At 60.9% G+C, this 19,207-nt stretch carries 16 protein-coding genes; 11 read left to right on the top strand and 5 right to left on the bottom strand.

Annotated features, from left to right (window positions below):
- Window positions 1–47: 47 nt before the first annotated feature.
- Together FHJ80_RS16780 and FHJ80_RS16775 are read left to right on the top strand one after the other, a co-directional pair.
- A complete protein-coding gene (locus FHJ80_RS16780) occupies window positions 48–1,154 on the top strand; it encodes an ABC transporter ATP-binding protein (RefSeq protein WP_139528479.1) in 1,107 nt (368 codons plus the stop codon).
- Window positions 1,155–1,332: 178 nt separating this feature from the next.
- Window positions 1,333–2,382, top strand: coding sequence for a LacI family DNA-binding transcriptional regulator (locus tag FHJ80_RS16775; protein ID WP_231125665.1), 1,050 nt, complete (start codon window positions 1,333–1,335; stop codon window positions 2,380–2,382).
- Between the two features lie 23 nt (window positions 2,383–2,405).
- Here the strand turns inward: FHJ80_RS16775 and gap are convergent, their stop codons facing one another.
- Complete coding sequence (gene gap, locus FHJ80_RS16770) at window positions 2,406–3,410, bottom strand: type I glyceraldehyde-3-phosphate dehydrogenase (RefSeq protein WP_139528478.1); 1,005 nt, start codon at window positions 3,408–3,410, stop codon at window positions 2,406–2,408.
- Window positions 3,411–3,648: 238 nt separating this feature from the next.
- Here gap and pyk point away from each other — a divergent pair, with 238 nt between their 5' ends.
- Window positions 3,649–5,115 carry a pyruvate kinase gene (pyk, locus tag FHJ80_RS16765; RefSeq protein WP_139528477.1) on the top strand — a complete coding sequence of 489 codons (1,467 nt, stop codon included), beginning with the start codon at window positions 3,649–3,651 and terminating at the stop codon, window positions 5,113–5,115.
- Window positions 5,116–5,169: 54 nt separating this feature from the next.
- Window positions 5,170–5,646, top strand: coding sequence for a methylglyoxal synthase (locus FHJ80_RS16760; RefSeq protein WP_139528476.1), 477 nt, complete (start codon window positions 5,170–5,172; stop codon window positions 5,644–5,646).
- A gap of 17 nt (window positions 5,647–5,663) precedes the next feature.
- Here FHJ80_RS16760 and cra read toward each other — a convergent pair whose 3' ends face one another.
- Entirely contained in the window at window positions 5,664–6,638 is a 975-nt protein-coding gene (gene cra, locus FHJ80_RS16755) for a catabolite repressor/activator (protein WP_139528475.1), read from the bottom strand.
- A 236-nt stretch (window positions 6,639–6,874) separates the two neighbouring features.
- Here cra and ptsP point away from each other — a divergent pair, with 236 nt between their 5' ends.
- From ptsP to FHJ80_RS16730, 5 genes are all read left to right on the top strand, one after another.
- Entirely contained in the window at window positions 6,875–9,745 is a 2,871-nt protein-coding gene (gene ptsP / locus FHJ80_RS16750) for a phosphoenolpyruvate--protein phosphotransferase (RefSeq protein ID WP_139528474.1), read from the top strand.
- The gene (pfkB, locus tag FHJ80_RS16745) at window positions 9,745–10,716 is read left to right on the top strand and encodes a 1-phosphofructokinase (RefSeq protein ID WP_139528473.1); all 972 of its coding nucleotides are present in this window, start codon (window positions 9,745–9,747) and stop codon (window positions 10,714–10,716) included. Before ptsP ends, pfkB begins: the two co-directional genes overlap by 1 nt.
- Window positions 10,713–12,449 carry a PTS fructose-like transporter subunit IIB gene (locus FHJ80_RS16740; protein ID WP_139528472.1) on the top strand — a complete coding sequence of 579 codons (1,737 nt, stop codon included), beginning with the start codon at window positions 10,713–10,715 and terminating at the stop codon, window positions 12,447–12,449. The genes pfkB and FHJ80_RS16740 overlap by 4 nt, the downstream gene beginning before the upstream one ends.
- 236 nt (window positions 12,450–12,685) lie before the next feature.
- Window positions 12,686–14,353, top strand: a complete 1,668-nt coding sequence (gene pgi / locus FHJ80_RS16735) for a glucose-6-phosphate isomerase (RefSeq protein ID WP_139528471.1) — start codon at window positions 12,686–12,688, stop codon at window positions 14,351–14,353.
- 134 nt (window positions 14,354–14,487) lie between these two features.
- Window positions 14,488–14,868, top strand: coding sequence for a gamma-glutamylcyclotransferase (locus tag FHJ80_RS16730; RefSeq protein WP_139528470.1), 381 nt, complete (start codon window positions 14,488–14,490; stop codon window positions 14,866–14,868).
- Here FHJ80_RS16730 and FHJ80_RS16725 read toward each other — a convergent pair.
- Window positions 14,817–15,017 (bottom strand): hypothetical protein, encoded by a 201-nt coding sequence (locus FHJ80_RS16725; protein ID WP_244993008.1) that lies wholly within the window; start codon window positions 15,015–15,017, stop codon window positions 14,817–14,819. The two genes, FHJ80_RS16730 and FHJ80_RS16725, sit on opposite strands and share 52 nt — an antisense overlap.
- Window positions 15,018–15,230: 213 nt before the next feature.
- Here FHJ80_RS16725 and FHJ80_RS16720 point away from each other — a divergent pair, with 213 nt between their 5' ends.
- A complete protein-coding gene (locus FHJ80_RS16720) occupies window positions 15,231–16,310 on the top strand; it encodes a PA0069 family radical SAM protein (protein ID WP_139528468.1) in 1,080 nt (359 codons plus the stop codon).
- Between the two features lie 38 nt (window positions 16,311–16,348).
- On the top strand, window positions 16,349–16,642 hold the full coding sequence (locus FHJ80_RS16715) for a helix-turn-helix domain-containing protein (protein ID WP_139528467.1): 294 nt from the start codon (window positions 16,349–16,351) through the stop codon (window positions 16,640–16,642).
- Here the strand turns inward: FHJ80_RS16715 and FHJ80_RS16710 are convergent.
- On the bottom strand, window positions 16,563–18,869 hold the full coding sequence (locus FHJ80_RS16710; protein WP_348773451.1) for a cation-translocating P-type ATPase: 2,307 nt from the start codon (window positions 18,867–18,869) through the stop codon (window positions 16,563–16,565). The two genes, FHJ80_RS16715 and FHJ80_RS16710, sit on opposite strands and share 80 nt — an antisense overlap.
- Window positions 18,860–19,204 carry a hypothetical protein gene (locus FHJ80_RS16705; RefSeq protein WP_139528466.1) on the bottom strand — a complete coding sequence of 115 codons (345 nt, stop codon included), beginning with the start codon at window positions 19,202–19,204 and terminating at the stop codon, window positions 18,860–18,862. The genes FHJ80_RS16710 and FHJ80_RS16705 overlap by 10 nt, the downstream gene beginning before the upstream one ends.
- Window positions 19,205–19,207 lie beyond the last annotated feature (3 nt).

Below are 19,207 nucleotides of genomic sequence, written 5' to 3'. Positions count from 1 at the left end.
AATAACGATAGCCGACCCGCTCAGGTCGAGGTCGGCAAGGAGTTACCATGGCAAGTGTTACGCTTGAAAAGGTCAACAAGGTATTTGGCCGCGACCACATCATCAAAGACGTCGATCTTTCCATTGGCGACGGCGAGTTCGTCGTGTTCGTGGGTCCCTCCGGCTGCGGTAAATCCACCCTACTGCGCCTGATTGCAGGGCTCGAATCGATCACCGATGGCGACCTGAACATTGGCGGCACCGTGGTGAACGACCTACCCCCCCGCGAGCGCGGCGTCGGCATGGTGTTTCAGTCCTACGCGCTCTACCCGCACATGACCGTCTACGACAACATGGCCTTTGGCCTAAAGCTGGCCAACACTGCTAAAGAGACCGTTCACGAGCGGGTAATGAGCACGGCCAAAATCCTGCAGCTGGAAGAGCTGCTGCACCGCAAACCCAAAGCCCTCTCTGGCGGCCAGCGCCAGCGCGTGGCGATGGGACGTGCCATGGCGCGGGAGCCGCGCATTCTGCTGTTCGACGAGCCGCTCTCCAACCTGGATGCCTCGCTGCGGGTGCAGATGCGTAACGAAATCGCCCGCCTGCACAACCGTCTTGGCTCTACCATGATCTACGTGACCCACGATCAGGTCGAAGCCATGACCCTGGCGGATAAGATCGTAGTGCTCAACCGGGGCCATGTGGAGCAAGTGGGCAGTCCCCACGAGCTGTACCAGCGTCCGGCCACCCAATTCGTCGCGGGCTTCATTGGCTCGCCTACCATGAATTTTATGCCCGCCGAGCTGATCAGCGGCGCCGCCGAAGGCTGCCGCGTCAAAGCAGCGGGCATCGGCGAGGTCTCACTGCCCCAAGCGGGCGACGCTTACTCACAGGGCACCTCGCTCACGCTTGGCGTGCGGCCCGAGCACCTTCGCTTGGAAGCGCCTCAAGGCGATAACTGCTTCGATATCGTCAACGTCGAGTACCTGGGCAACGAGGTCTACGTCTATCTGGAGCCGAAAGCGGGCTCGACGCTGCTCATCCATCGCAGCGAAGCGCCCAGCCAGTGGCAAGAGGGCCAGCAGGTGTCGCTGGTACCGGATACCGAACACGTCCACCTGTTCGATGAGAGCGGCGCCGCGTTGACACTAGCCAAGGCGCGCTCGGCCGCTTAAACACGGATAGAAAGACCCATAACGGCCTTGGCTGGATGAGGCACCTTGCAAAGAGGGTAGTCGTCAGACCGTCAAGGCCGTTATTCTTGTGCGCGACAATTCAATAATTAGCCTGCGCTGTAAAGGCGTCCGGCACGCACTCTCTCCGCCCATACTCTTCACCAGTTTAGGAAGCTCCGTGACCACCCCTCGCCGAATGACCTTAAAGGACCTTGCGCTCGAACTCGGCGTTTCTACTGCGACGATTTCCAACGCCTTCAATCGCCCCGACCAGCTCTCTCCGCTGCTGCGCGATCGCATTCTCAAAGAAGCCAAACGCCTGGGGTATAACGGCCCCGATGCCAAAGCGCGCAGCCTGCGCACCGGCCGCTCCAGCATCGTGGCGGTGATTCTGGCCGAAAGCCTGACTTACAGCTTGAACGATGCCGTCGCCAGTGAGTTTCTTTCCGGTGTAGCGGAAGTCCTGGATGCCCATGGCCATACCCTGCTGCTGCTTCCAGGCCGGGGGCACGCATCACAACCGCCCGGCTCGGCCAACATTGCCGATGGCTTCATCGTCTACGGCCTGATGCCCAACAATAAACTGTTGAACGAACTGCCGTCGCAGCGTCCGCTGGTCTCGGTCGACTTCGATATCGACGGCTGCCCCACGGTGCATATCGATGACCGTGACGCTAGCTACGCCATGGCCATGCATGCCCTTAAACAGCGTCCTACCCGGCCTGCCATCATCAACCTGCGGCTGACCAGAGAGCCCTGTAATGGCCGAGTAACGAAGGCGCATACGTTGCTTCCCGACAGCAGCACGATCAGCCGAGCACGCCTCGCCGGGTTTCACGCCGCGCTCAGTGAACACGGGTTCGATACCGATACCATTCCGCTATGGAACATCGAGGAGAACGTGTTCGATGTGTGCTCGCCGGTGATCACCGAGATCCTCGATCAGCCAGCAGAGCAGCGTCCCGATCTGCTGCTGTGCATGTCGGATCGGATTGCTCTGACCGCGCTGACGCTGGCGGAACAGCGAGGCATCCAGGTGCCGAAGGCGTTACGCATCACGGGGTTCGATGGCATTGCCGAAGGGCAATATCGTGCCCCTCGATTGACGACCGTGCGCCAGGACAGCGCGGGCAAAGGACGTGTCGCGGCCAAAATGATTCTGGGGCGAATACCCAAGACCCAACAGCTGCTCCAGACCGAGCTGCTGTTGGGCGATACCTGTCCTTAGCGGACAGCCCCTAAACGGCGGGATTACTGCGCAGTTTTCTGCATGGCGATGGCGGTATCCAACATGCGGTTGGAGAAGCCCCACTCGTTGTCGTACCACGCCATGATTTTCACCAACCGGCCATTAACGCGGGTGTGATTCGCGTCAAAGGTAGACGAGTGCGCATCGTGGTTGAAATCGATGGAGACCAGCGGCTGGGCGTTAACCGCCAGGACAGGGGAGTTCGCGGCGGCTTTCTCGACGATCTCGTTGATCTCCTCTTTGGTCGTATCACGTCCTGCCGTGAAAGTCAGATCCACCAGAGAGACGTTGATCACCGGTACGCGCACCGCCAAACCGTCGAACTTGCCCGCCAGCTCCGGTAATACCAGACCTACTGCAGCGGCAGCGCCGGTCTTGGTCGGAATCATGGAGTGGGTAGCGCTACGGGCACGGTAGGGGTCGGAGTGGTACACATCCGACAGGTTTTGGTCGTTGGTGTAGGCATGAACCGTGGTCATCAGGCCGTTTTCGATACCAACAGCGTCGTTCAGCGCTTTGGCAACCGGTGCTAGGCAGTTCGTCGTGCACGACGCGTTGGACACCACGGTGTGCTCAGCGGTGAGGATGTCGTCATTCACACCGTAAACGATGGTGGCATCCGCGTCCGGGCTGGGAGCTGAGATCAGCACACGCTTGGCGCCCGCAGCAATATGCTTGGCAGCCGCCTCGCGCTTGGTGAACAGACCAGTACACTCCATGACGAGATCGATATCCATGGACGCCCAGGGTAGGTTGGCCGGATCACGCTCGGAGGAGATCGTAATACGATCACCATCTACGCTGATGCTTTCGGCGTCATGCTCGACACTGAAGGGGAAGTGGCCGTGAACCGTATCATGACGCAGTAGATGGGAATTAAGCGAAGGGTCACCCAGATCATTGATCGCAACGACCTGAACGCGATCACGGTAGCCGTTTTCATACAGTGCACGCAGTACGTTGCGGCCAATCCGTCCAAATCCGTTAATGGCAACTCTTATTGTCATGGTAGCACCTCAATCAAGCAGTGGTCGTAGATGGCGTATCCAGTAAAAAAATTACTAAAAATACGTATTTAATCACCTGTAGGCCGATTAAAACCTGCCATAACCGCCCCTAAAGGCTAATAACTATCCAATATGTAGTAAAATTACTATATAAAGGCTATCGTAGTCCAATACTTAATCAACGATTCACCCGCCCTTTATCGGGCCACGTTCAGCAACGCTGCCCCCAGGAGCCCCTATGACACGCGCAACGTCCTCGACTCCCCTACGCCGTACCAAAATCGTCGCCACGCTTGGCCCAGCCAGCGACCGCCCTGGGGTATTGGAAGCCATGCTAAAAGCAGGCGTTGACGTGGTGCGCCTCAACTTCTCCCATGGGTCTGCCGATGATCATCGCAAACGCCTCAACGCTGTCCGCGAGATCGCCCAGCGCCTGGGCCGCAGTGTCGCCGCCCTCGGCGACTTGCAGGGCCCTAAAATTCGCATTTCGCGCTTTGCCGAAGGCGCCGTTCATCTAGAGGTCGGTCAACCGTTCGTGCTGGACATGGCACTAGATGCCAATGGCGGCAGCAGCGAGCGCGTCGGCTGCGACTACAAAGCGCTCATCGATGACGTCACCCCCGGCGACCGTCTGCTGCTGGACGATGGTCGCGTCGTGCTGGACGTCACGTCTATCGTTGGGCAAGAAGTTCACACCCGAGTTCACGTGGGCGGCAAGCTGTCCAACAATAAAGGCATCAATAAGCAAAGCGGCGGCCTTTCCGCCCCAGCGCTGACCGATAAGGATAAAGAAGACCTGAAAACCGCCATCGAGATTGGCGTGGATTACCTCGCCGTTTCGTTCCCACGCAGCGCCGCCGACATGCAGGAAGCGCGTGCTCTACTGGGTGACGAGGGCAAAGAGATCGGGTTGGTGGCGAAATTGGAGCGTGCCGAGGCCGTCGCCAACGACGACACCTTGGACGCCATCATCGAAGCATCGGAAGCGGTAATGGTCGCTCGCGGCGACCTGGGCGTAGAGATTGGCGATGAGGCGCTGATCGGCACGCAAAAGCGTATTATCAAGCATGCCCGTTCGCTGAATCGCGCGGTGATCACCGCCACCCAAATGATGGAGTCGATGATCGAATCGCCGCTCCCCACCCGTGCGGAAGTCTTCGACGTAGCCAACGCCGTGCTCGACGCCACCGATGCCGTCATGCTCTCGGCAGAAACCGCAGCGGGCGACTATCCGGTGGAAACCATCGAAGCCATGGACCGCGTCTGCCTGGGTGCCGAGCGCGAGCGCATTGCTCAAGCCTCCGGCCACCGCATCCATGAAGGCTTCGAGCGGATCGATGAAACCATTGCGCTCTCCGCCATGTACGCCGCCAACCATCTGACCGGCGTACGCGCCATTGCCTGCATGACCTCCACCGGCTACACGCCGCTGATTGCCTCGCGCATCCGGTCGGGCCTGCCAATCGTAGGCTTGGCCCATAGCCCCATCGCCCAGCGGCGCATGGCGCTCTACCGCGGCGTGGTCTCGCTTCCATTCGATACCACGCACATGGAGGCGACCGAAGTGAACCAGGAAGCCATCAAGCTGCTGAAAGCCCATGGATTGGCACGCCCAGGCGAGCATGTCATTCTTACTCGCGGCGACCACATGAACGCCCATGGCGGCACCAACACCATGAAAGTACTGGCCGTCGACGCCGAATGAATAACCGTCTCGACGGACGATGAATAACAAGCGAATGACCAGGAGAGCCATGCCATGAACGATGCCCGCCCACCCCGCCAAGCGGTGCGCACGCTGCAACCGCGCAAGCGTATTGCGTTGATAGCCCACGATGGCAAAAAAACCGAGATGTTGGAGTGGGCGACGCGCTGGCAGGAGACGCTGAGCCAGCACACGCTGATTGGCACGGGCACTACCGCCGGGCGGCTGAAGACCGCCCTGGGGCTAGAGGTAGAAGGCTTGATGAGCGGGCCGCTGGGCGGCGACCAGCAGATCGGTGCACGTATCGCCGAGCAGCAGCTCGACGTGCTGATTTTCTTCTGGGACCCCTTTGCACCGCAGCCCCACGACCCGGATGTGAAAGCGCTGCTGCGTTTGGCGGCGCTGTGGAACGTGCCGGTGGCCTGTAATGCGGCGAGTGCTGACTTTCTGCTCTCCTCGCCCTACTTGGCCGAACGCTACGATATGTCGATCCCCGACGCGAATGCCTGGGCAAATGCCCGCACGGTATAACCGCGCGCACCTTTTGCTTAACGAGTACGCAGGTGGCGTGCCACCACCTGCTGACCGCATTGGTAGCTTCCGTTCATCGCGCCGAGCGCGCACTGAAGCGTCAGCTCGGCGATGCGGTCGTAATCTTGCCGTGCCGAATTGACCGACTGGGGTAGAAAATCCAACAGGCGATGATCGCCGAAGGTGGCTAACCGAAGTGTCCTCGGCATCCCACCTCGAGCCAGCAGCTCATCGAAGACGCCCTCCATGAGTGCGTAAGAGGCGGTGACCAGCGCATCCACCTCGCCCGCCGCAAACGCTTGCTGCGCCAGCGCCACGCCCACATCCCGCTCGTAACGCTCGCCGCTGAAGGTGGTCGCCTCAACCCCCTGGTCTTCCAAGGCGGCAAAGAAACCCGCACGGCGCTCACGGCTCACCGAGAGCTCGGGCATAGCATCCAACCAGGCAATGCGACGCGTTGACCCCTCCATCACCGAGCGCGTCAGCGCGTAAGCCGCCTCTTGGTCATTGCTCACCACGCTGGCAAAACGCTCGGGTGTCAGGCCACGGTCCATCCCAACGACGCTCCAGCCTTCGTCGGCCAAATCCGTATAAAAAGTGTCGCTCTCTGGCAGACAGCTGGCGGTAATCAGCACCTCACAGCGCTGGGCGCGCAGCGCCAAGGCCAGCGCGCGCTCACTATCCGCGCAGTCATCGGAACTCACCACCAGCAGCTGGTAGCCGCGTTCGCGGGCACCGCGCTCCAGGCGCTTGGCAAGGCGCGCATAGCTGATGTTCTCTAAATCCGGCACGATCAAACCAATCAAACGGCTCGCGCCACGGCGCAGCGCGGCAGCTTGAGGATCGATGTGATAGCGGTGCTGACGCACCACGGCCATCACTTTATCGATGGTGGCCGGGCTAATACGCCGCTGTTCGGCCTGGCCGTTGATTACATAGCTTGCCGTGGTGCGCGAAACCCCGGCAAGCCGGGCAATATCGGCAAGTGTCATGCTGGTTTCTCCCTAGATGAAGACGGCAGTTTAGCAGCCGTTTTACCCTCTTCAGACCAAAGTCTTAAAAGACAACCCTTGTGTCGAAAAGTGAATCGATTCAGCATAGCCACTATACACAGGTGACACGATTCATCCAGTTAACCACAACGATCTACGACTAACGTTTTATGCGCGCACTTTCGCCGCCAATCGCAGACGTTGCCGTTGCCTGACCGCGTTTACAGGAGACCCCTATGTTGACACTCGGCCCCGATGACATCTTGCTCGACCGCCATGCGGACAACTGGCAAGCTGCGCTCGACAGCGCCGCCAACGCTCTGGCAGAGGCTGGCCTGGTGGCGGCCGAGTACCGCGATGGCCTCCACGCCCGCGAAGCGCAGTCCTCGACGTACTTAGGCAATGCCATTGCGATTCCCCACGGCACCCCGGAAAGCCGCCAACACGTCAAGCGTACCGGCGTGCGGGTGCTGCAGTTCCCTGAGGGGGTTCAGTGGCACGACGGCAACACCGTTCACGTACTGGTCACGATAGCGGCACAAAACGACGAACACCTGGATATTTTGCGCCAGCTAACCCACGTCCTCGACCGCGACGGCGTGGCAAGCGAGTTGGCTCGCGCCAGCTCCGCCGCCGATGTTGCACGCCTGCTCTCTAAGCCGTCACTAGCCCCCCGCCTGGATGCCGATACGCTATGTATCAACTTCCCCGCCCGTGACCCGCAGGAGCTGGCCCTGGCGGCGGCTGCGCGGCTGCGTCAAAGCGGCTGCGTGGATAATGGCTTTATCGGTACCGTGGCGAGCGCCCAGCCCCAGTGGCTGGGCAAAGGCCTGTGGCTCTCGAGCAGCGCCCAAGGCGTAAACCAACCCGCGCTAGGCGTTGCCACCCCCGCCGATAGCACGCTCGAGCACCGCGGTCATCCGGTGCATGCGCTGTTCTGCCTCGCTGCCAGCGGTGACGCTCACCTGCCGCTGCTCGAACAGTTGATGGCGGTACTGGAAAACGGCGAAAGCGACAGCTTCTTAGGCAAAAACAGTGCTCAGCTACTGGCGGCACTGGCCGGTGAAACCGCCAGCACCCAAACCCGCCGGGTGCGCGTTCTGAACCCCCACGGCCTGCACGCTCGCCCGGCCAAACAGCTGGTACAGATCGCTCGTGCCCAGCCCATGCCCATCAACGTGCGCCTGGAAGAGGGCAGCGCCACTACCGTCTCCGCCGCAAGCTTGACCAAAGTGATTGGTTTGGGTGCGCGCCGCGGCCAGTGGCTGATTTTCTCCGCCGAGGGCGAACAGGCAAATGCCGCGTTAGACGCCATTGCCGCCGCCGTCGAGAGTGGCTTGGGTGAGAAAGTCACGCCCTTCGATGGCGGTCGCGACGCGGCCCCAGCCGCTAGCACCAGTAAGCCCGCCGTCGAACCACTCGCTGCCGATACGCCCCATTCCGGCGTTGCCGCCTCGCCCGGTTTGGCGATTGCCCCGGTGTTCGTCATTCGCCCGATGCAGTTCGACTATCCTGAGCACGCCAATCAGCCCGACGACGAGATCGCCCGCTTGGAAGCGGCCCTGAAAGAAGGCGCCACCCAGCTTCAGGCGCTGGTACATAAAGCGCCCGGCGGCGAAGTCGCGGACATTCTCTCCATGCATGAAGAGATGCTCGACGACCCCGAACTTCACCAGGCGGCCATCGACGCCATTCGTGAAGGCCGCTCGGCGGAAGCGGGCTGGTGGGAAGCCATCGACACCGCCGCCCACGCTCAAGAGATGCTGGCCGACCGACTGCTGGCCGAACGCGCCGCCGACCTTCGCGATGTCGGCCGCCGCGTGCTCGGCGTGCTTTGCGACGTCAGCCTGCCCGAGCCACCCGACCACCCCTATATCTTGGTCATGGACGATATCGGCCCCTCTGACGTGGCCCGCCTGGATACCTCCCGTGTGCGCGGCCTGCTGACCGTGCGCGGCGGTGCAACCGCCCACAGCGCTATTTTGGCCCGTGCGCTGGGCATTCCTGCTGTGGTCGGTGCCGGTGAAGCGGTGATGGCGCTGCATAACGGCGGCATGATGATTCTGGATGGCGAGCGCGGCCGCGTGACGTCGCAACCTTCCGAGGAGCGCCTGCGCCGCGCCGAACAGCAGCTGCTCGACCAGCAGCAGCGTGAAGCGGACGCCTGGGAGCTGCGATTCGAGCAAGCGCAAACCCGCGACGGCCACAAGGTGGAAGTGGCTGCCAACCTCGGCAACACCGCCCACGCCGCCGATGCGGTCGAGCGTGGTGCGGAAGGCGTCGGCCTTTTGCGCACCGAGTTTCTGTTCATGGCCTACTCCAGCGCGCCGGATCTCGCCACGCAAATCGCCGAATACCGCGAAGCGACCGATGCCCTCGACGGCCGCCCGCTCGTCGCCCGCACCCTGGACGTGGGCGGCGACAAGCCGCTGCCTTATTGGCCAGTGCCCCAGGAAGACAACCCCTTCCTCGGCCTGCGGGGTATTCGCCTAGCGCTGACCCAGCCGGACGTGCTGGAAACCCAGATTCGCGCACTGCTGATGGCCGCCGTCGGCAAACCGCTGCGCATCATGCTGCCGATGGTCAAAGACGTGGCCGAATTCCGCGCGGCGAAAGCGATCTATGACCGCCTGCTCACCGAGATCGCCCCCCAGCAGCGCGCCACCGACGTGCAGCTTGGCGTGATGATCGAGGTCCCATCGAGTGCCTTGTTAGCCCCGACGCTGGCCGCCGAAGTGGACTTCTTCTCGGTCGGCACCAACGATTTGACCCAGTACACACTGGCCATTGACCGCGGCCATCCAGAGCTCTCCGCTCAAGCTGATGGCCTGCATCCGGCGGTACTGCGCTTGATACAAATGACCGTAGAGGCCGCCCATGCACACGGTAAATGGGTCGGCGTGTGTGGTGAGCTAGCCTCCGACGCCATGGCCGTGCCAGTGCTGGTGGGCCTGGGTGTCGATGAACTCTCGGTCAGCGCGCGTCAAATCCCGTTGGTCAAAGCTCGCCTGCGTGAATTCGACTTGGCAGATGCCCAGGCCACGGCGCAGCTCGCGCTCGGCAAGGCGACCAGCGACGAGGTACGCGACGCCCTGGAGGCCCGCTAATGGCACGAGTCGTCTGTATTACGCTCAACCCCGCGCTGGATCTCGCTTTCAATCTGGAGGCGCTGACGCTGGGACACGTCAACCGCCCCACCACCGCGCAGCTAGAAGCGGCCGGTAAAGGCGTGAACGTCGCGCGGGTGTTGGCAAGTTTAGGTCACGAGGTGATCGTGAGCGGTTTTTTGGGCGAAGAGAACGATGCTCCGTTCAGCCTCGCCTTTCCCCGTTACGGCGTCATCGACGCCTTCGTGCGGGTGCCGGGCAGCACGCGCATTAACGCCAAACTTGCCGAGCAGAGCGGCCGCGTGACCGATATCAACGGCCCCGGCATGCCCATCGAAGCTGCCCACCTGGAGGCTTTACGCGCTGCGCTCGGCGGCTTGTTCGATGGTAGTGCGCCGCCCGAGGCCGTGGTGGTGGCGGGCAGCCTGCCTCCCGGTATCGATCAACCCGCGTTCGGCGAGCTGCTTGCCTTCTTGAAAGGTTTCGCAGTGCCGCTGTGGGTAGATACCAGCGGTCCGGCGCTGCTCACGGCGATTGCCGCGCAGCCTGCCGCAGTAAAGCCCAACGAAACCGAGCTGGCCGACTGGGCCGGTAGCACGCTCGATACCGACCAGCAGCGCCAAGCTGCCGCCGAACGGCTGCACGCCAGCGGTATCGAACACGCGCTGATTTCAGCAGGTGCCGAAGGCGTTCTATGGGTGAGCCAGCACGGCACTTGGCAATCCACGCCGCCCACTGTCACCGCCACAAACACCGTTTGCGCGGGTGACACCTTTGTGGCGGGCATGCTGCATGGGCTGCTGAGCCAGCACACACCCGTCGATACGCTTCGTTTTGCGACGGCGCTTTCTGCCGAAGCGGTACGCCACGTCGGGGTGGGCACCCCCCACGCCGATGATTTCGACTCACTCCAACAACAGACCCGGGTACGGCGTCTTGACGACACCCACACCGAGGGAGCCACGCGATGAACCTCATTCTGATTACCGCCTGCCCCAGCGGCATGGCGACCACTTTCCTGGCCGCCAAGCGCCTAGAGCAAGCCGCCACGCGGCTAGGCTGGAACGTTCATGTGGAGATGCACGGCGAAATTGCGCCGCTGCAAGCCGCCAGCGCTGAACAGATCGCCAACGCCGATTTGATCGTCGTAGCTGCCGACCACGTGCCCGCCCCGGAGCGGTTCGAAGGCAAGCGGCTATTCCAGGCTCCTATTGCCAGCGCCCTGCCCGACCCCAGCGCCTTTTTAAGCCAAGCTAAGCGGGAAGCGCCGATCTACAGTGCCCCGGCAGCCACAGCGGCTGCCCCGACTAGCAGTGCGGGGGGTAAAAACATCGTTGCCGTCACCGCCTGCCCCACCGGTGTTGCCCATACCTTTATGGCCGCCGAAGCGCTGGCCGAAGCGGGTAAGGCCATGGGCCACCAGATTCGTGTGGAAACCCAAGGCTCGGTGGGCGCGCAAAACAAACTCACGGAAGCGGAAATCGCCGCCGCCGATGTCGTCGTGCTGGCCTGCGATATCGAAGTCGACCCCTCGCGCTTTGCGGGTAAGCGAATTTACCGAACGTCGACCGGCAACGCGCTCAAAAAGCCGCGCCCGACCCTGGAGGCCGCCCTCACTGACGCCGCCGTGGAAGACGGCACCAGCACTGCAGGCAGCGCCACGGCCAAAAAAAGCATCAAAGAAAAAGGCATTTATAAGCACCTGCTGACTGGCGTGTCGTTCATGCTGCCCATGGTGGTCGCAGGCGGCCTGCTCATCGCCCTCTCGTTCGTGTTCGGTATCGAGGCCTTCCAGGAGGAAGGCACCCTGGCCGCCGCGCTAATGCAGATTGGTGGCGGCACGGCCTTCGCGCTGATGATTCCCGTTCTAGCGGGCTACATCGCCTACTCGATTGCCGACCGCCCCGGCATTGCCCCCGGCATGATTGGCGGCATGTTGGCCGCCGAGATTGGCTCCGGATTTATCGGCGGTATTCTGGCCGGTTTCCTGGCGGGCTATGTGGCACTCGCCGTCACGCGCTACGTGAAGCTGCCCTCCAGCGTCGAGTCGCTCAAACCGATTCTGATCATCCCGCTGATTGCCAGCTTGGTCACCGGCCTGACGATGATCTACGTGATTGGCGAGCCGGTGGCTGCCGTGCTGAGCGCGCTCACCAGCTTCCTGGAGTCCATGGGCTCGACCAATGCCGTGCTGCTGGGCATTCTGCTCGGCGCCATGATGTGCTTCGACCTGGGTGGCCCGGTCAACAAAGCGGCCTACACCTTTGGCGTCGGCCTGTTGGCCTCTGAAACCTACGGCCCGATGGCCGCGATCATGGCGGCAGGTATGGTGCCCGCCATTGGTATGGGCATTGCCAGCTTCGTGGCGCGCAACAAGTTCTCCGCCCCCGAGCGGGAAGCGGGTAAAGCCTCGTTCGTGCTGGGCCTATGCTTTATCAGTGAAGGCGCGATTCCCTTCGCTGCGAAAGACCCGCTGCGCGTGATTCCCGCCTGTATCGCCGGGGGCGCGGTCACGGGTGCGCTCTCCATGCTGGTGGGTGCCAAGCTGATGGCCCCCCATGGCGGTATCTTCGTGCTGCTGATTCCTAACGCCATTACTCCCGCTCTGCTTTACCTGGGCGCCATTGTGGTGGGCTCATTGATCACCGGCCTGGGCTACGCGTTTATCAAACGTGGCGCTGCCCAAGTAGCCGTTGCCAGCTAAAAGCGGCACACTAAGGGCGAGGCAATCTCGCCCTTTTGTTTTTTCAGTCAGCCGTTCAAGACGACCGCCACCCCGCTGTTTTATTAACCATTTTTCTTACCATGTATCGCTAACTGTTGTTCTCACGCGCGCAATATGTAGTATTTTTACATAAAAAAAAGCGACGCCAGGGGTCGGACACGCCCCGTTAGCGATAACGATGTAAAACAGATGTAAAAACAACAGGACCGCCCGTTATGTTTCAACTCACTCGCAGCGTTACTTGGCAGGCCCTAGAGCGCCTGCGCGATAAAACCGCCAATGACCGTATTCGTGACTACTTTACGCATGACCCGCAGCGCTTTGAAAAAATGAGCCTGCGCGTCGGCGGCCTCTTTTTGGATTACTCCAAGCATCAGGTATCGGACGAGGTGCTGGCCAAACTGATCGAGCTGGCCGACCACTCCGCCCTGGTGCAGCGCCGCGCCCAGATGTTCTCTGGCGACATTATCAACGTGACTGAGAACCGTCCGGTACTCCACACCGCCCTACGCCATTTGGGCGATGAGCCGGTGTACGTGGACGGCGAAGACGTGATGCCAGAAATCACCAGAACCCGTGAGCAGATCAAACTGTTCTCCGAAGCGGTGCGCAGCGGCGAGTGGAAAGGCTATAACGGCCAGCGCATCAAAGACGTGGTCAATATCGGCATTGGCGGTTCGGATCTCGGCCCCAACATGGCAGTGCGTGCGCTGTTGAAGTATCGCCACCCGGAGCTGCACTTCCACTTCGTTTCCAACGTGGACGGCACCCATATTCAAAAAGTGCTCTCCCGACTCGACCCCGCCACCACACTGTTCATCGTCTCGACCAAAACCTTCTCCACCCAGGAAACCCTGCTCAACGCCAAGACCGCACGCCGCTGGTTTCTGGAAAATGCCGGAGATGATGCCGACGTGGGCGCGCATTTCATTGCTGCCTCCACCAACCGCAAAGCGGCCATGGAGTTCGGCATTCGCGAAGAGAACGTATTCGAGTTTTGGGCCTGGGTGGGTGGCCGCTACTCCATGTGGTCGTCCATTGGCCTACCCATTGCGCTCTCGATTGGCTTCGAAGGCTTTATCGAGCTGCTGGAAGGCGCCCATGAAATGGACCGCCACTTCATCGAAGCGCCTTTCGCTCAGAACATGCCGGTACTGATGGCGCTGATCGGCATTTGGTACATCAACTTCATTGGCGCGGAAACCCAGGCCATCGTGCCCTACGACCAAGCGCTGAACCAGTTGCCTTCTTTCCTGCAGCAGCTGGACATGGAGTCCAACGGTAAGTCGGTGGATATTTTCGGCCACCCGGTGAACTACAAAACCGGCCCGATTGTATGGGGCCAAACCGGCTCCAACGGCCAGCACGCCTTCTTCCAGCTGCTGCACCAGGGCACACGCTATGTGCCCATCGACTTTATTGCCTCGCTCAAGCCGGAGCCGGGCGTGGAAGATCACCACTTCGCCCTGCTGACCAATATGCTGGCCCAAGCCAACGCCTTTATGGAAGGCAGCCAAGGCGACAGCAAAGAGCTGAGCCAGCTCGACCCCTACAGCTGCCCAGGCAACCGCCCTTCCAGCACTTTGTTACTCGATGAGCTAACGCCGAAAAACCTGGGCGCGCTGATTGCGCTCTACGAGCACAAGGTGTTCGTTCAGGGGGTAATTTGGAACATCAACTCGTTCGACCAGTGGGGCGTGCAGCTCGGCAAGCGCATCGCCGGTGAAATCAGCGAGCGCATCGACGCCAACGCCGCGGATTTCGACGCGTCTACCCAGGGGCTTTTGGAACTCGTACGCGCCCACTTCCCTAGCAGCGCGCGCAAAGCCGATAGCGCCGAGCCAGCGAGCAGTGATAAAAAACCGGTGCGGAAGAAGCGTTAGGTTAAAAGGTAAGTAAGCACAGCGCCTTGGCAAACGACCAGGGCGCTTTTAGGTCAACGCCTATGGAATGGCGCTCACCCGTCGAAAATCGGCGTGTCGTCTTAGCTTATTGAATAGTGTGAAAAGGTGACCCCATGCAGCATCTTCACCAAGCCATCCAGCGCTGCCCTCGAGTCGCGGTGTACGGCACGTTAAAGCGCGGCCACCGCAATCATCATTGGTTAAACGGCGCTGACATGCTGGGTCAAGACTGCCTAAACGAGATTACGCTCTACGATCTTGGGCCCTACCCAGGCGCCAAGCTCACGCCGTCTGCCGGTGTGAGCGTGGAAGTGTACGCCATCGACGCCGAGCGATTAGCGCGGCTCGATGAATTGGAAGATTACCTGCCCCTGGCCCCCGCAGAAGGCGTGTACGACAGGACGGTGCTGGCAACACAGTATGGCGATGCGTGGTGCTATATCTACAACCCAACGGTTGAGGCAACGCAGCTGATTGAGAGCGGAGAGTGGTAGAACGATCTACAAAAAGGCGAGCTAGGTAAGCGGGAAAGATGACGCACATGCACGACGGGCTCATCGCGGTGCCGCCAAACGGTCAGCAATCGCTGAATATTGGTTTCTGCTTGCGGGTTATTGCGCTCTCCCGCCTCCTCCGTCGCCATGCCTTGCTGCATGTCGATAAGGATCAGCGCTACACGCTGACTCGTCGTCGCGGACATGCTCTCTCCCTGACGTCATCCCAGTAAGTCGTCCTCTTTTGCCAAAAATACCATGAGCGCTGTCGTGGCTGTACTGCCCGCTTGGTTGCGGTGCTGAGAAAACCTCATATACTGTATGCATGAACATATATTTCAATGCTACGTACGAGGTGGCAGATGACATCATTGGACCTCTCTCGCACTACCGTGCACAAAGGGCGCGGTGCTACCTACGACCCGCATAACCGTTTTGCCCCTACCCACAGCGTGGCGGAGGATGACGGCTGGTGGCAGGAAGAGGCCGCCACCTCGCTGGCAACGGAAGTGCGTGAAGAGCCCAGCAAAAGCGCGCTCTCTTGGAACCAGTCGCCCGACCTGCCCTTCGACCGCTCGCTCAACCCTTACCGTGGCTGTGAGCATGGCTGCGTGTACTGCTACGCCCGCCCTTCCCACGCTTATTGGGATTTATCGCCGGGGCTGGATTTCGAGACCAAGCTGATCGCCCGCAGCGGGTTGGTGGAGCATTTAAAAGAGGAGCTTTGCCACCCTCACTACGTTTGCCGTCCCATTAACCTTTCTGGCAATACCGACTGCTACCAGCCGCTGGAAGCCACTTACCAAACCACGCGCCGCCTGCTGGAGTTTCTGCTGGCGTGCCGACACCCGGTCACGCTAGTGACGAAAAGCACGCTGATTTTGCGGGATATCGATCTACTGGCAGAAATGGCGGAGCATCGCTTGGTGCGGGTGTTCGTGAGTTTGACCAGCCTGGACGCTAACCTCAAGCGTACGCTGGAACCCCGTGCGGCATCGCCCCAGGCGCGTTTGAAAGTGATTCGTGAGCTAAATACGGCGGGAATTCCGGTGGGCACGCTGGTATCCCCCATCATTCCTGGCCTGACCGACCATGAGATCGAACGCATTCTGGAAGCCGCGAGCCGTGCCGGAGCACGCACTGCCACTTGGATGCTGCTGCGGCTACCCCACGAGGTCGCGTCGCTATTCGAGGCGTGGCTAGAGGCCCACTACCCCGAGCGCGCCGCCAAGGTAATGAGTTTGATGCGCCAGTGTCGGGGCGGTAAAACCTACGAGGCGGCCTTTGGGAAGCGCTTTCGCGGCGAAGGGGTATTCGCCGATTTGATTGCCCAGAGGTTTCAGCGTGCTAGCCGCCAGTGGAACATGCAGGCCCGCACCGATCAGGGGTTGAATACCCGTGATTTTCGTCCGCCCCGGGCGCAGTGGGATTTATTTGATTAGACTGCTGGAATACCCATCACTAAGAAGACGTTATCTCCATGTCGCTTAGCAAAACGAAATCCAGTTTTTACCGCCGCCTTTACGTGGCTCATTTGATCGAGCAAGGCGTGGCCAGCGTGCCCGCCCTGATGGAAGCCACCGGCATGCCCAGACGCACCGCACAGGACACCATTACATCGCTAGGGGAACTGGATATCGAGTGCGTGTTCGAAAAAAGCGACGGCGAACGCCACAACATTGGCCACTACACCATTAAACAGTGGGGAGCGATTGACCCGCAGTGGGTGACGTCGAATGCGGAGCGTTTGGGTCAGGCGCTGGGATATCGCTAGTCTTGCTAGGCTCTGACCATGCAAGTCGCGCTGCATTTAACGTCACGCTGAACGAGCTTGCCGCCATCGCCAGCACGGCGGCTAAGGGCGGAACCGCCATGATGATCACCAGCCCCAGCGCCAGCGTGTTATAGAGTGCCGAAAATACTAGGTTCTGCATCATGACTCGGCGTGTGCGCTTAGCCAACGAGAGTAAACACACTACACCACTCACCCCTGGCCGAAGCAGCTGCGCGGCGGCACCTTCACGGGCGGCGTCGCTGGCTTGCATGGGGACGACGCCTACCCCGGCTTCGGCAAGGCTCAAGGTATCGTTCACCCCGTCGCCCACATAGAGCGTGGGCGATGGCAGCGCTTTGAGCAGTGCCGCTTTGGCTTCCGGCGAACGCTGGGCGTAGCACGCATTGTTTGCTAACCCTACCTGCTGGCCAAGCCAGCCCACCGGGCCCTGGCGGTCGCCGCTGATCAGCGCCACGATGTACCCTGAGCGCTTTAATTCGGCAAGGCTCGCTGTCGCATCGCTCACCGGCTGGTCGGCACAGTAGAGCGTGGCGAGCCAACCATGGCTATCCGCCACGACTACCTGCGATGCAAAGGCGTTGTCAGGTTGATGAGCGCTATCTGGCAAGGGCGCGCCAAGCTGCTGCTCTATCCATACGGCGCTACCTAACCACCACTGCTCTGCGTTTTGAAACGTGACTTGCTGGCCTTTGCCGGGATGCTCCTCAATATGCAGAACGTTATGAAACACGTTGGACGGCGCCGCTGTTTCAACCGTGCTGGCCCAATCCCGCAATCCGCTGGCTAACGGGTGCTCGCTTTGACTGACGGCGCTGCTTAGCATCGCCCGAAACTGCGTGAGGTCTTCGCTTTGGCGCAGCGCGGCATTCACTACCTGATGCTGCCCACGGGTGAGCGTGCCGGTTTTATCGAAGGCAATGCCGCGTACGTTGGCCAGCGTTTCAAAAGCAGAAGGGTCGCGCAGAGCAATGCCCTGTTGTAACGCCTGGCTGCTACCGGCGAGGCTTGCCAGCGGGACCGCCAATCCCACCGCGCAGGGACACGCCACTACTAAAACAGACAGCGCACGCACGGCTGCGTCTTCCAAACCAAGGCCCATCAGCAGCCCGAGCGGAAGTGTCAGCACCGCCAGCAGCAGCGCTACGGGGCTTAGCCATGAGGCAAAGCGGTCGGCCAGCTTGTGCAATTCGCCCTTTTTTGCCTGGGCGCGGCGCATTTGCTCGCACAGTTTATCCATCCGCCGCTGGCCGACGGTAGCAGTCACAATCACCTTCAAAGGCGCAGCGTTTAGCCTCGCCGCATAGCGGCAGCCCGCATAGACGCGCTGCCCGGCATGCAGATAACGGGGCACGCTTTCCCCGGTTAGCGTGGCGGTATCCAGCCAGCCGGGCGTGTCCAGCAGGCCATCCAAGGGCACCTGCTCACCAGGGGGTACTTCAATCACGGCTCCTATGGCGACTTCCCCAACGGGCTGCGTGTCGCGCTGCCCGCCTTGGCAAACTACGACATCAGCCTCCGGCAGCCTTAGTGCATCAAAGGCTTTGAGCCCCCGCTGCCTGCACAGGGTTTCGACCAGCCGGCCCACCAGAAGTAGCACGATGAGCATCACTGCGGTATCGAAATAGACCTCGGAAGAGCCGCGTAGGAGCAGCCCTACCGAGACCACCATGGCACCAAGCACCCCCAGGCTTACCAATACATCCATGCCGGGGCGCTGGGCCAATAGCGTGCGCCACCCCGCTCGATAAAACGGCAGACCGGAATAGACCACTACTGGCAGCGAGAAGGCACCGGCCACCCACGCGACGACCAGCTCTATGGCGGCATTAGGCAGCGCGCCCGCATAAATCAATAGCGACGCTAGCATGGTCCACATGCCCAATACCGCGCCCACGATAAGTCGCAACGATAAATAGCGGCTCTCTTTGGCAAGGCGCTGTTGAGCATCGTGCACAGGCTCCAACTCGCTTAGCCGATAGCCTAGCCGCGTCACCACGGGAGCTAACGCCGCCAACTGCGTTGCAGCGGGAGTGCCGTTTACCCATACCGTTGCGGTCGGATAATGAACGCTGGCCTGCACGACGCCTGGAAGGCGAGCTAATGCGCCCTCCACCGCCAGCGCACAGCTGGTGCACCACATACCGTGAAGCGTATAGAGCGGCGCCTCTTGCTTGGTAGCAACGTGTTCGGCCTCGGTTACAGGCAAGGCGGCACACCTATGATCGGCAGCCCCGCAAACGCCACCCCAAAGGCCGAGAACAGGTAGAGCCAACCGGATACCACCGCATGGAAGCGCTGTCGCCCCTGGTGCTGTTTGGCCGTGCGACAGCTCCCCCAGCCCAAGAGCACAAGCCCGGCGGCACAGATTAGGGTAAAACCGCCCAAACCTACGTTGAGGAGCGTTAGCGCTCCCGCCTCGGGCGGAGGGGGGGTGACCGCGCACGCCACGGAAAGGCCGCTATACACGGCCACGAACCAAACGCTCCAAAGCGTTAGCCCCACCGCCAAATGGATAGGATGAGTAAAGTTGAGTCGTTCCATCGC

Source organism: Halomonas sp. BL6 (assembly GCF_006228115.1).
GTDB lineage: Bacteria > Pseudomonadota > Gammaproteobacteria > Pseudomonadales > Halomonadaceae > Vreelandella > Vreelandella piezotolerans.
Note: the sequence above shows the minus strand (reverse complement) of the source record. Positions and strands in the feature narration are given on the sequence as shown.